This window comes from Rhodopseudomonas sp. (genome assembly GCF_036404135.1).
GTDB lineage: Bacteria > Pseudomonadota > Alphaproteobacteria > Rhizobiales > Xanthobacteraceae > Rhodopseudomonas_A.
The window spans coordinates 1-12,080 of sequence record NZ_DASWPE010000077.1 but is presented as its reverse complement, the minus strand read 5'-3'; the positions used below and the strand labels follow the sequence as shown (position 1 = coordinate 12,080).

The 12,080-nt window shown below is 66.1% G+C and carries 11 protein-coding genes; 8 read left to right on the top strand and 3 right to left on the bottom strand.

Annotated elements, in window-relative coordinates; translation table 11 throughout:
* The 3 genes from VGC77_RS08590 to VGC77_RS08580 all read left to right on the top strand — a co-directional run.
* A partial coding sequence (locus tag VGC77_RS08590; protein WP_331171152.1) for a carboxyl transferase domain-containing protein occupies nucleotides 1-1,180 on the top strand: 1,180 nt, incomplete at its 5' end.
* Between the two features lie 2 nt (nucleotides 1,181-1,182).
* The gene (locus VGC77_RS08585; protein WP_331171151.1) at nucleotides 1,183-3,186 is read left to right on the top strand and encodes an acetyl/propionyl/methylcrotonyl-CoA carboxylase subunit alpha; all 2,004 of its coding nucleotides are present in this window, start codon (nucleotides 1,183-1,185) and stop codon (nucleotides 3,184-3,186) included.
* Nucleotides 3,187-3,193: 7 nt separating this feature from the next.
* Nucleotides 3,194-4,093 carry a hydroxymethylglutaryl-CoA lyase gene (locus VGC77_RS08580; protein WP_331171150.1) on the top strand — a complete coding sequence of 300 codons (900 nt, stop codon included), beginning with the start codon at nucleotides 3,194-3,196 and terminating at the stop codon, nucleotides 4,091-4,093.
* 7 nt (nucleotides 4,094-4,100) lie between these two features.
* Here VGC77_RS08580 and VGC77_RS08575 read toward each other — a convergent pair whose 3' ends face one another.
* Nucleotides 4,101-5,072: an ATP-binding protein gene (locus VGC77_RS08575; protein ID WP_331171149.1), complete on the bottom strand. Its 972-nt coding sequence runs from the start codon at nucleotides 5,070-5,072 to the stop codon at nucleotides 4,101-4,103.
* 177 nt (nucleotides 5,073-5,249) lie between these two features.
* Here VGC77_RS08575 and yajC point away from each other — a divergent pair, with 177 nt between their 5' ends.
* From yajC to VGC77_RS08550, 5 genes are all read left to right on the top strand, one after another.
* The gene (gene yajC, locus VGC77_RS08570) at nucleotides 5,250-5,675 is read left to right on the top strand and encodes a preprotein translocase subunit YajC (RefSeq protein WP_331171148.1); all 426 of its coding nucleotides are present in this window, start codon (nucleotides 5,250-5,252) and stop codon (nucleotides 5,673-5,675) included.
* Between the two features lie 85 nt (nucleotides 5,676-5,760).
* Nucleotides 5,761-7,365: a protein translocase subunit SecD gene (secD, locus tag VGC77_RS08565; RefSeq protein ID WP_331171147.1), complete on the top strand. Its 1,605-nt coding sequence runs from the start codon at nucleotides 5,761-5,763 to the stop codon at nucleotides 7,363-7,365.
* Between the two features lie 16 nt (nucleotides 7,366-7,381).
* The gene (gene secF / locus VGC77_RS08560; RefSeq protein WP_331171146.1) at nucleotides 7,382-8,386 is read left to right on the top strand and encodes a protein translocase subunit SecF; all 1,005 of its coding nucleotides are present in this window, start codon (nucleotides 7,382-7,384) and stop codon (nucleotides 8,384-8,386) included.
* On the top strand, nucleotides 8,386-8,772 hold the full coding sequence (locus VGC77_RS08555; RefSeq protein WP_331171145.1) for an Mth938-like domain-containing protein: 387 nt from the start codon (nucleotides 8,386-8,388) through the stop codon (nucleotides 8,770-8,772). The genes secF and VGC77_RS08555 overlap by 1 nt, the downstream gene beginning before the upstream one ends.
* Nucleotides 8,769-9,632 carry a phytoene/squalene synthase family protein gene (locus tag VGC77_RS08550; protein WP_331171144.1) on the top strand — a complete coding sequence of 288 codons (864 nt, stop codon included), beginning with the start codon at nucleotides 8,769-8,771 and terminating at the stop codon, nucleotides 9,630-9,632. The genes VGC77_RS08555 and VGC77_RS08550 overlap by 4 nt, the downstream gene beginning before the upstream one ends.
* A 196-nt stretch (nucleotides 9,633-9,828) precedes the next feature.
* On the opposite strand, the gene trmFO is transcribed toward VGC77_RS08550, so the two are convergent.
* On the bottom strand, nucleotides 9,829-11,256 hold the full coding sequence (trmFO, locus tag VGC77_RS08545) for a methylenetetrahydrofolate--tRNA-(uracil(54)-C(5))-methyltransferase (FADH(2)-oxidizing) TrmFO (RefSeq protein ID WP_331171143.1): 1,428 nt from the start codon (nucleotides 11,254-11,256) through the stop codon (nucleotides 9,829-9,831).
* A gap of 121 nt (nucleotides 11,257-11,377) precedes the next feature.
* The gene (locus tag VGC77_RS08540) at nucleotides 11,378-11,530 is read right to left on the bottom strand and encodes a DUF1127 domain-containing protein (protein ID WP_011473215.1); all 153 of its coding nucleotides are present in this window, start codon (nucleotides 11,528-11,530) and stop codon (nucleotides 11,378-11,380) included.
* Nucleotides 11,531-12,080 lie beyond the last annotated feature (550 nt).

The following is a 12,080-nucleotide window of genomic DNA, read 5'->3' as shown; positions in this document are numbered from 1 at the left end:
GGATTCCGGCGGCGCCTTCCTGCCGCAGCAGGACGAGATCTTTCCCGACGAACGGCACTTCGGCCGGATCTTCTACAACCAGGCGCAGATGTCGGCTTTGGGGATTCCGCAGATCGCGATCGTGATGGGCTCCTGCACCGCCGGCGGCGCCTATGTGCCGGCGATGTCGGACGAGAGCATCATCGTGCGCCATCAAGGCACGATCTTTCTCGGCGGCCCGCCTTTGGTAAAGGCCGCGACCGGCGAGGTGGTCTCGGCGGAAGAGCTCGGCGGCGCTGACGTGCATTCGCGGCAATCCGGCGTCACCGATCACTACGCGCAGAACGATGCACATGCTATCGGCATCGCCCGCAGAATCGTCGGCACGCTGAAGCCAGCGCAACGCGCCGCGTTGAATTTGCGCGAACCGCGCGAGCCGCTGTATCCGGCCGAGCAGCTTTACGGGATTGTCCCCGCCGATGCGCGAAAACCGTTCGACGTGCGCGACATCATTGCCCGCCTGGTCGATGGCTCGGAGTTCGACGAGTTCAAGAAACTGTACGGCCAGACCCTGGTCTGCGGCTTCGCGCATCTCTGGGGCTTTCCGGTCGGCATCATCGCTAACAACGGCATCCTGTTCAGCGAGAGTTCGCTGAAGGGCGCGCATTTCATCGAGCTGTGCTGCCAGCGCGGCATTCCCCTAGTGTTCCTGCAGAACATCACCGGCTTCATGGTCGGCAAGAAATATGAAGCGGGCGGCATCGCCCGCGACGGCGCCAAGCTGGTCACCGCGGTCGCGACCGCCAACGTGCCGAAATTCACGGTCGTGATCGGCGGCTCCTACGGCGCCGGCAATTACGGCATGTGCGGCCGGGCCTATTCGCCGCGGTTTTTGTGGATGTGGCCGAATGCGCGGATCTCGGTGATGGGCGGCGATCAGGCGGCGATGGTGCTCAGCCAACTCCGCCGCGACAATATCGAGGCCAAGGGCGGCTCATGGTCGGCCGAGGAGGAGGAAGCCTTTCGCGCGCCCACCAAGGCGCAGTTCGAGACGCAAGGCAGCCCGTATTACGCCACGGCGCGGCTGTGGGACGACGGCGTGATCGATCCCGCCGACACCCGGCTGGTGCTGGGGCTCGGGCTGTCGGCATCGGCCAATGCGTCGATTGAGCCGACCAGCTTCGGCCTGTTCAGGATGTGATGATGGCAACGCCTGCGCTGTATCGACGGTTTAGCACGCTGCTGATCGCCAACCGCGGCGAGATCGCCTGCCGCGTGATCAAGACCGCGCGCGCAATGGGGCTGCGCACCGTCGCGGTTTATTCCGAGGCCGACCGCGACGCGCTGCATTTAGCGCAGGCTGATGAAGCGGTGTTGATTGGACCTGCACCGGCACGCGAGTCTTATCTCAACATTGAACGCATGATTGCTGCGGCGAAGCGCAGCGGCGCCGAAGCGATTCATCCCGGTTATGGCTTTCTCTCCGAGAGCGCCGCGTTCGCGCAGGCCTGCGCCGATGCCGGGCTGGTGTTCGTCGGACCGACTGCGGCGATGATCACCGCGATGGGCTCGAAATCCGGCTCCAAGCAGTTGATGGAAAAGGCCGGCGTGCGGCTGGTGCCGGGCTTCCACGGCGAAGCCCAGGACGAGGCGACGCTGGCGGACGCGGCGCAACGGATCGGCTATCCGGTGCTGGTGAAGGCCTCGGCCGGCGGCGGCGGCCGCGGTATGCGGATCGTGCGCGCCGCGGAAGACCTCGGCGCCGCGATCGTCAGCGCCAAGCGCGAGGCCAAAGCCGCGTTCGGCGATGACCGCATGCTGCTGGAAAAGTATGTGGCAAACCCGAGGCACATCGAGGTGCAGGTCGTCGGCGACAGCCACGGTAACCTGGTATCGCTGTTCGAGCGCGAATGCACCTTGCAGCGCCGGCACCAGAAGGTGATCGAGGAGGCGCCGTCGCCGACGCTCACCGCGGCGCAGCGCGAAACGGTCTGCGCCGCGGCGCGCAAGGCCGCAGCCGCGGTGAACTATATCGGCGCCGGCACCATCGAATTCGTTTCCGACGGCCAGAACGTATTTTTCATCGAGATGAACACAAGGCTGCAGGTCGAGCATCCGGTGACCGAACTGATCACCGGCATCGACCTCGTGGAATGGCAATTGCGCGTCGCGTTCGGCGAGACGCTGCCGCTGACGCAGGATCAGATCACATGGCATGGCCACGCCATCGAGGCGCGGGTCTATGCGGAAAACCCGCACCAGAATTTCATGCCGTCGGTCGGCACGCTCAAGACCTGGCGCACGCCTTCGCAAACCAACGGCTTGCGCATCGACGCCGGCTACCGGCAGGGCGACCAAGTGTCGCCGTATTACGACGCGATGCTGGCCAAAGTGATCGCGTGGGCGTCGAGCCGCGACGCCGCGCTCGACCGGCTGACGCGCGGGCTCGATGACACCGACATCCGCGGCGTCGTCACCAACACGCAATTCCTCTCGGCGCTGCTGACGCATCGTGATGTCCGCGCCAACGCCATCGACACCGGCTTCATCGAGCGCGAGCTGGCGGCGTTGACGCCGGAGCCGCGGCCGCCCGGCGATCTCGAACTCTGCGGCGCAGTGGCTGCTATCTTGTTCGACGAAGACAAGGCCGCGCAGTGCGAAGCGCCGTCGCCTTGGCGGACCGCGGGCTGGATGCCGGTCGGCCGCCGCAGCCGCTTGTTCGTCTTCCGCCACGGCGCGGCCGAACACAAGGTGACGTTGCGCTACGGCGGCGGCGCGGCCGCGCTCGCGATCGGCGATCGCACCTTCGACTTCGACACGGCGCCGCGCGACCACGGCGGCTTCGACCTGACGCTGGACGGCGTGCGCAGCGCTGTCTTTGCGGTGATGGAGGGCCACGAACTCTATCTGCGCAGCCGCAACGGCCGATTCGACCTGCATTGGGTCGATCCGTTCGGTGGCGACGACGACGAGCACGTCGGCGACGACCGCATCGTGGCGCCGCTGCCCGGCACCGTGGTGGCGCTGCTGGCGCAAGAGGGCGCGAGCTTAGAGAAGGGCGCGGCGATCCTGACGCTGGAAGTGATGAAGATGGAGCAGACGCTGCGCGCGCCGTTTGCCGGCGTGCTGACGCATCTGAAATGCAAGGTTGGCGATATCGTCCAGGAAGGCGTCGAACTCGCCGAGATCGAGCCTTCAGCCGCGTGAGGTGCGCATGAGCGAGCCCGTCCGCATCGTCGAAGTCGGCCCGCGCGACGGGCTGCAGAACGAGAAGACTTCGCTCGGCGTCGACGCCCGCATCGCGTTCATCGAGGCGCTATCCGGAGCCGGGCTCACCACCATCGAGGTCGGCGCCTTCGTGTCACCCAAGGCGATCCCGCAGATGCAGGGCTCGGCGGAGGTGCTGCGCGGCGTGCAGCGTCTCGCCGGCGAATTCCATGTGCTGGTGCCCAATGAGAAGGGCTATGACGCCGCCCGCGCCGCCGGCGCCAAGGTCGTCGCGGTGTTCGCCTCGGCCTCGGAGGGCTTTTCCCGGGCCAATATCAATTGCTCGGTGGCGGACTCGATCGAACGCTTCAAGCCGGTGATCGCCCGCGCCACCGCGGATGGCGTGAAAGTGCGCGGCTATGTGTCCTGCGTGCTGGGGTGTCCCTATGACGGCACGGTCGATCCGCAGGCCGTGGTCGATGTCGTGACCACGCTATGGGATCTCGGCTGCGCTGAAGTCTCGCTCGGTGACACCATCGGCGTCGGCACCCCGAACAAGGTCCGCGAATTGCTGCGCGCCTGCGCCGAGGCGGTGCCGATGCAGAGTCTGGCGATGCATTTCCACGACACCTACGGCCAGGCGCTGGCCAATCTCTATGCCGGGCTGGAAGAGGGCGCGCGGGCGATCGACAGTGCCGCAGGCGGGCTCGGCGGCTGCCCCTATGCGCCGGGCGCCACCGGCAATGTCGCCACCGAAGACGTGGTCTACATGCTCGAGGGCCTGGGTGTGAAAACCGGCGTCGATCTCGACAGGCTGGTTGCAGCCAGCAATGCGGTCGGGGCGCTGATCGGGCGGCCGCCGCCGAGCCGGGTGGTGGCGGCGTTCAACGCTAAACGCGCGCGCTGAGCGGCGGCTATTTCGCCGCCGTCCGCACGCCCAATCGGCCGGCCAGATCCTGGGTGAACTGCCAGGCGACGCGGCCGGAGCGCGAGCCGCGGGTGGTCGCCCATTCCAGCGCCTCGCGCTGTAACTCGGCGTCGTCGAGCGCGATGCCGAAATGCGCGCAATAGCCGCGCACCATCGCCAGGAATTCGTCCTGGCTGCATTTGTGGAAGCCGAGCCACAGCCCGAAGCGGTCGGACAGCGAGACTTTCTCCTCGACGGCTTCGCCGGGATTGATCGCGGTGGAGCGCTCGTTCTCCACCATCTCGCGGGCCAGCAGATGCCGGCGGTTGGAAGTGGCATACAGGATCACATTGTCCGGGCGGCCCTCGATGCCGCCTTCCAGCACCGCCTTCAGCGATTTGTAGGAGGCGTCGTTGCCGTCGAACGACAGGTCGTCGCAGAACACGATGAAGCGGAATTGCGAGGCGCGCAGAATCGTCATCAAGGCCGGCAGGCTTTCGATGTCCTCGCGGTGGATCTCGATCAGCTTCAGGAGGCCGGCGACCTCGGGCTTGGCGTTGACGCTGGCATGCGCGGCCTTGACCAGGCTCGACTTGCCCATGCCGCGCGCGCCCCACAACAGCGCATTATTGGCGGGCAGGCCGGCGGCAAAACGTTCGGTGTTCTCGATCAGGATGTCGCGCATCCGCTCGATGCCCTTCAGCAGATCGAGATCGACCCGCGACACGCGCGGCACCGGAGCCAGCCGGCCGTCGGGATGCCAGATGAAGGCTTCGGCGGCGGCAAGCTGCCCGGCCGGGTCCTTGGGTCTCGGCGCGGCGGCCGCCAGAGACGCCGCGATCGCCTCGAGCGCGCGGGCGATCCGCTGTTCGGCGGTATCGGCGGCGGCCTTCGGACGTTTTGTCGCGGCTTTGCGGGATTTCGCGGCGACATTGCTCTTGGCGGCGCGAGCCGCGGTTTTTCCGGGTTTTTTCGACATCTGTCCCATTCCTGACGTTGCAGCCATATCGGGCCGGATCAGGGCCGGCAAGCGCCTGAAATGAACGGCTGGGCAGCGTTGCAATTGGGACCGCGGCCGCTATAGTCCGCGCGAATTTGCTAGGACCGGCCGGCTTGCAAGCCCAGCGCCGGCTCGTTCCATTTCACGGGGATTGTGATGCTGATTACTCCTGCGTTTGCTCAGGCCGCCGGCACAGCCAGCGACACCGGCAGCATGTTGATGTCGCTGCTGCCGTTCGCGCTGATCTTTGTCATCATGTATTTCCTTATTCTGCGTCCGCAGCAGAAGAAGGTGAAGGAGCATGCCGAGCTGGTGAAGAACGTGCGCCGCGGCGACACCATCATCACCTCGGGCGGCCTGGTCGGCAAGGTGACCAAGGTGATCGACGACGACAGCCTGGAATTCGAGGTCGCCGACGGCATTCGGGTCCGCCAGATGCGCCAGATGATCACCGGCGTGCGCGCCAAGGGCGAGCCACTGGCGGAAAAGGATGCCAAGGCGACCAAGGGCGGCAAGCAACCCAAGGACGCCCAGGACGTCAAGGACGTGGCGGCGTCGAAGGACGATTCGACCGCCAAGTAACGTGACAAGCAACGTGACGCGCAACGCAGTCACGGCGTTGCGCGGTCGCGGCGCGCCCCTTTCCATGGTCTGACGGGTCAACTCGATGCTGTATTTCACGCGGTGGAAGGCGCTGGCGATCATTCTGACCGCGCTGGCGGTCTGCCTGTGCGCGGTTCCGAATTTCTTCCCGGAAGCCACCGTCAAGACCTGGCCGAAATGGGCGCAGCGCCATCTGGTGCTGGGGCTCGACCTGCAGGGCGGCTCGCACATCCTGCTCGAGGTTGATTCTAACTCGGTGCGCAAGGACAAGCTCGACCAGGTTCGCGACGACGCCCGCCGCACCCTGCGTGACGCCAAGATCCCCTATACCGGCCTTGCGGTGCGCAACGACGCCGTCGAAGTGCGGATCTCCAAGGACACCGACGTCGCCACCGCGCTCAGCAAACTGCGCGAACTGTCGCAGCCGCTCGGCGGGCTGATGGGCTCCAACGGCCAGCGCAGCCTCGACGTCGCCGACGCCGGCTCCGGGCTGATCCGGCTCTCGGTCACCCAGGCGGCGATCACCGAGCGGATCCGGCAGTCGGTCGAACAGTCGATCCAGATCGTCGAGCGCCGCGTCAACGAACTCGGCACCGTGGAGCCTTTGATCCAGCGCCAAGGCATCGACCGCATTCTGGTGCAGGTGCCGGGCCTGCAGGACCCGACCCGGCTGAAGGAGCTCTTGGGCAAGACCGCCAAGCTGGATTTCCGCATGGTCGACCCCACCGTGCCGGCCGATCAGGTGCGGCAGGGCGGCGGGGTGCCGCCGGATTCCGACCTGTTGATGGGCGCGCAGGCGCCGAAACAGCCCTACGTCATCAAGAAGCAGGTGCTGGTGTCGGGCGGCGACCTCACCGACGCGCAGCCCGGCTTCGACCAGCGCTCCGGCGAGCCGATCGTCTCGTTCCGCTTCAACACCTCCGGCGCACGCAAATTCGCCCAGGCCACCACCGACAATGTCGGCCAGCCGTTCGCCATCGTGCTCGACAACGAGGTGATCTCGGCCCCGGTGATCCGCGAGCCGATCACCGGCGGCTCCGGGCAGATTTCCGGCAGCTTCACCGTGCAGGGCGCCAACGACCTCGCCATTCTGCTGCGCGCCGGCGCACTGCCGGCGCCGCTCACCATCATCGAGGAACGCACCGTCGGCCCCGGGCTCGGCCAGGACTCGATCGAGAAGGGCGAACTCGCCGCCTATGTCGGCTCGATCCTGGTCATCGTCTTCATGCTGTTGACCTACCGGCTGTTCGGCGTGTTCGCCAACATCGCGGTGGCGATCAATGTGGCGATGATCTTCGGCGTGCTGTCGCTCTTGAACGCCACGCTGACGCTGCCCGGCATCGCCGGCATCGTGCTCACCGTCGGCATCGCGGTGGATTCCAACGTGCTGATCTACGAGCGCATCCGCGAGGAAATCCGCGGCGGCCGCACCGCGATCTCGGCGATCGACGCCGGCTTCAAGCGCGCGCTGTCGACGATTCTGGATTCCAACATCACCACCTTCATCGCCGCGGCGGTGCTGTTCTACATCGGCACCGGGCCGGTGCGCGGTTTTGCCGTCACGCTCGGCATCGGCATCCTTACCACGGTGTTCACCGCCTTCACGCTGACCCGGCTGATCGTCGCCGGCTGGGTGCGGTGGAAGCGGCCGCACAGCGTGCCGATTTGAGATTACGGAGCACGCTGTGACACACTGGATCTTGATTGGGTTGGGCGCCGTGATCGTGGTGCTCACGGTTGTCAGCATCATGGGCTGGCTGCCGTCGCTGCGCATCGTCCCGGACGACACCCATTTCGACTTCACCCGGTTTCGCCGGATCAGCTTTCCGATCTCCGCGCTGTTGTCGATCGCCGCGATCACGCTGTTCTTCACCCACGGCCTGAACTTCGGCATCGACTTCAAGGGCGGCACGCTGCTGGAAGTGCAGGCCAAAGCCGGCGCCGCCGATATTCCGGCGATGCGCGCGACGCTGAACGGGCTCGACCTCGGCGACGTGCAGCTGCAGCAGTTCGGCGGCCCCGCCGACGTGCTGATCCGGGTCGCCGAACAGCCCGGCGGCGACGCCGCGCAGCAGGCCGCGGTGCAGAAGGTGCGCACCGCGCTCGGCGACAATGTCGAGTACCGCCGCGTCGAAGTGGTCGGCCCTCGGGTGTCCAGCGAATTGCTGGCCTACGGCATGCTCGGGCTGATGCTGGCGATCTTCTCGATCCTGGTCTACCTCTGGTTCCGGTTCGAATGGCAGTTCGCGCTCGGCGCGATGATCGCCAACGTCCACGATATCGTGCTGACCATCGGCTTCATGTCGATTACCCAGGTGGATTTCGATCTCACCTCGATCGCCGCGCTGTTGACGATTCTCGGCTATTCCTTAAACGACACCGTGGTGATCTACGACCGGATCCGCGAAATGCTGCGGCGCTACAAGAAGATGCCGATGCCGCAGCTGCTCAACGAATCGATCAATTCGACGTTGTCGCGCTCGATCATCACCCACGTCACGGTGACGCTGGCGCTGCTGGCGCTGTTGTTGTTCGGCGGTCACGCCATCCACTCCTTCACCGCGGTGATGATGTTCGGCGTGGTGCTGGTCGGCACCTACACCTCGATCTTCATCGCGGCCCCGATCCTGATCTATCTTGGCGTCGGCATGAACCGGCACGACGCCAAGGAGCCCGTGTCGAAGCCCTGATGGCCAAGGCTCCCCCGGACGGCCTGCATCTGCCGCGATCGGCGCCGATCGAATCCTACGGCAAGGGCGGGTTCTATTTCGCCGAGATGTCGCATCAGGGCTCGCTGTTGTGCCTGCCGGATTCGATCTGGGCCTGGGAGGTCAGCGATCCGGCGCAGATCGACGAAGTTTCGCTGCGCCGGGTGATCGAGAACGCGAACGCCATCGACACGCTGATCGTCGGCACCGCCAATACGGTGTGGCTGCCGCCGCCCGCCTTGCGCAACGCGCTGCGCCGCCTCAGCATCGTGCTCGATCCGATGCAGACCGGCCCCGCGATCCGCACCTACAACATCATGATCGGCGAGCGCCGCCGGGTCGCCGCGGCGCTGATCGCGGTGCCATGAGCGCGGCGGCCGGCGCCGCCCAAGGCGATGCGGCGTTCTGCGCCGACCTGGTGCGCGCTCAGGATTTCGACCATTATGCCGCGACGCTGTTCGTCGGTCCCGAGCCGCGCCGCGCGCTGTTGGCTTTGTATGCCTTCAATGTTGAAATCGTGCGGGTGCGCGACCAGGTCAGCCAGCCTTTGCCCGGCGAAATCCGGCTGCAATGGTGGAGCGACATGCTCGCCGGTCAGGGCCATGGCGGCGTCGAGGGCAATCCGGTTGCGGCGGAATTGCAGCGCGCCATCGCGCGTTACGCCCTGCCGGCGGCGCCGCTGTCGCGGCTGATCGAGGCGCACATCTTCGATCTCTACAACGACCCGATGCCGGACCGTGCCGCGCTGGAGCTGTATCTCGCCGAGACATCGTCGGCGCTGCTGGCGCAGGCCGCGCGCGTGCTCGGACCTGCCTCGGATGCGACCGATCACCTGGCGCATCATGCCGGGCTGGCGACCGGCGCTTCGCGGCTGCTCGCCGGCTTTCCGCGCGATGCCGCGCGGCAGCAAATGTTTTTGCCGGCGGATCTGTTGGCGCAAGCCGCAGCCGACCCGGAGGATGCATTCGCGGGCAAGCTGACGCCGGCGCTGCGCGCCGCGCTCGATCAATTCGTCGAGGAGGCGAGGGCGCATCTCGATCAGGCGCTGACGCTGCTCGGCGAGGTGCCGCGCGCGATCCGGCCGGCGTTGCTGCCGCTGGCGCTGGCGCAGCGCGACTTCAAGCAGATGGCGCGGCCGGACGGGGATGTCCTGCAGCCGCGGCCGCGCTCGCATCTGGCGACGCTGTGGACGCTGTGGCGGGCCAGCCGGTCGGCGGCGTTTCGATAATCGTTGTTAGCCCTCAAAGCCGGTCATTCCGGGGCGCAAGCCGCGGCAGCGGCGAGCGAACCCGGAATCTCGCTGCGGGGTGATGAGTCGGTGCGCGCGTTGCTCGTTGCAGATTCCGGGTTCGCTCGAGCTCCGCTCTCGCGCCCCGGAATGACGGCTTTGTTTTGCGAGCGAAGTCTCGATGGCGTAGAGAGCGCTACGCCGCCGCCGCGGCGCTCGGCAAATTCGCCGCGATCCAGCCGTCGAGATCGGCCAGCGCGCGGGCGCTCAGCGCCTGTTTCTTGGCGACGGTTTTGTCGGGGCCGCGCAGCTTCTTGCCGTCGGCGCCGTGGGTCGGCGGCGCGGCGAGCGGCGGGAACAGGCCGAAATTGACGTTCATCGGCTGGAACGAGCGCGGCCCGGCGTCGATGGTCTCAATGTGGCCGCCGGTGATGTGGCCGAGCAGCGCGCCGAGCGCGGTAGTTCCGGGCGGCGGCGCCAGCGCGGCCTGCCGCGCGTCGGCTGCGGCATAAAGCCCGGCGATCAGCCCGATCGAGGCGGATTCCACATAGCCCTCGCAGCCGGTCATCTGCCCGGCGAAGCGCAGCCGCGGTTCGGTGCGCAGCCGCAATTGCAGATCGAGCAGCTTGGGCGAGTTCAGAAAGGTGTTGCGATGCAGCCCGCCAAGCCTTGCAAATTCGGCGTTTTCCAGTCCCGGGATGGTTCGGAAAATGCGGCTCTGCGCGCCATGCTTCAGCTTGGTCTGGAAGCCGACCAGATTGTACAGCGTGCCGAGCTTGTTGTCCTGGCGCAGCTGCACGATGGCGTAGGGCTTCACCGTCGGATCGTTGGGGTTGGTCAGCCCGACCGGCTTCATCGGGCCGAACCGCAGCGTTTCGCGGCCGCGCTCGGCCATCACCTCGATCGGCAGGCAGCCGTCGAAATACGGCGTCGAAGTCTCCCAATCCTTGAAGTCGACCTTGTCGCCGGCGATCAGCGCTGCGACGAAGCCGTCATATTGCTCGCGGGTCATCGGGCAGTTGATGTAGTCGGCGCCATTGCCGCCGGGGCCGACCTTGTCGTAGCGCGACTGGAACCAGGCCACCGACATGTCGATGGAATCGCGGTGCACGATCGGCGCGATGGCGTCGAAGAACGCCAGCGCATCCTCGCCGGTCAGTGCCTGGATCGCCGACGCCAGCGGCGCCGAGGTGAGCGGCCCGGTGGCGATCACCACGTTGGCCCAATCGGCGGGCGGCAGGCCGTCGAGCTCGCCGCGCTGCAACTCGATCAGGGGATGCTCGGCCAGCGCCTCGCTCACTGCCGCGGAGAAGCCGTCGCGATCGACCGCCAACGCACCGCCGGCCGGCACCTGGTTGGCATCGGCCGCGCGCATCACCAGCGAGCCGAGCTTGCGCATTTCGGCGTGCAGCAGCCCCACCGCGTTGTTGGCGGCATCATCGGAGCGAAACGAGTTGGAGCACACCAGCTCGGCGAGGCCCTCGGTGCGGTGCGCCTCGGTCATCCGCAGGGGGCGCATTTCGTACAGCACGACGCGGATGCCGGCCTGCGCGATCTGCCAGGCGGCTTCGGAGCCGGCGAGGCCGCCGCCGACGACGTGAACGGTGTTCGAAGGATCGATCATGCGCCACAGCTAGCGCGTTTTGTGGCAAAGGGAAATCGCCGTACCGCGGGAACCGGAGCGCCAGATACGACAACGCCCGCGTGGAGCGGGCGTCATCGGATCACAGAACTAGATAACGGGATCAACCGTGATAGTGACCCGACGCAACGCGCGGAATGTCCGAGCGATCGAGGCCGATATCGGCCAATTCGCGATCGCTGAGCTGGGACAATTCGCTCACATTGCGCTGATAGTCCCGAAATTCGCGGATCATGCGGATGAGCGAAAGCAACATGGTAATCTCCTAGGAATTCACGATTCAACTCTTGGAGGGGAGCTTCATCGTGGAACGGGAATATAGGGGAATACCACTGCGCCAAACAGTGTAAATGCTGCGATGCAGCTAAGCACGCCGCGCATGGCCGTGGCAAGGAATGAGTAACCCTTTCAGGGTCCGGCAGCCGGCGTGCATCGAGCTTGTCGGCGACGCGTCGCGATCGGCAGATCGCAACGAAATCTCGATGAAAGAACTGATCGCACAATGCGATGCGTCCGATTTCTCAAGTTTCTCATGGAGCAAAAACGGGCGCTTTGCATTACGACTTAAGGCTAAATCGACTTCGGTTCCAGCTACGAATCGCATGCAAAAACGCCGTTTGAAGCGCAATTCAGTAGCATTACGGAGGCGCTCCCCTGGACCACGCGGCAGGCCTCTCGCAACCGCGAAATCCTGCCGCCCGCGCCAGCGCGCTCAGCGCGGATCGCGTTTCCATTGGAAGAGCGCGGCGGGGAAATCCGCTGCGGAGCGCCGAATCGGGTTGGCCGGCGGAATCACCGGCGGAAAC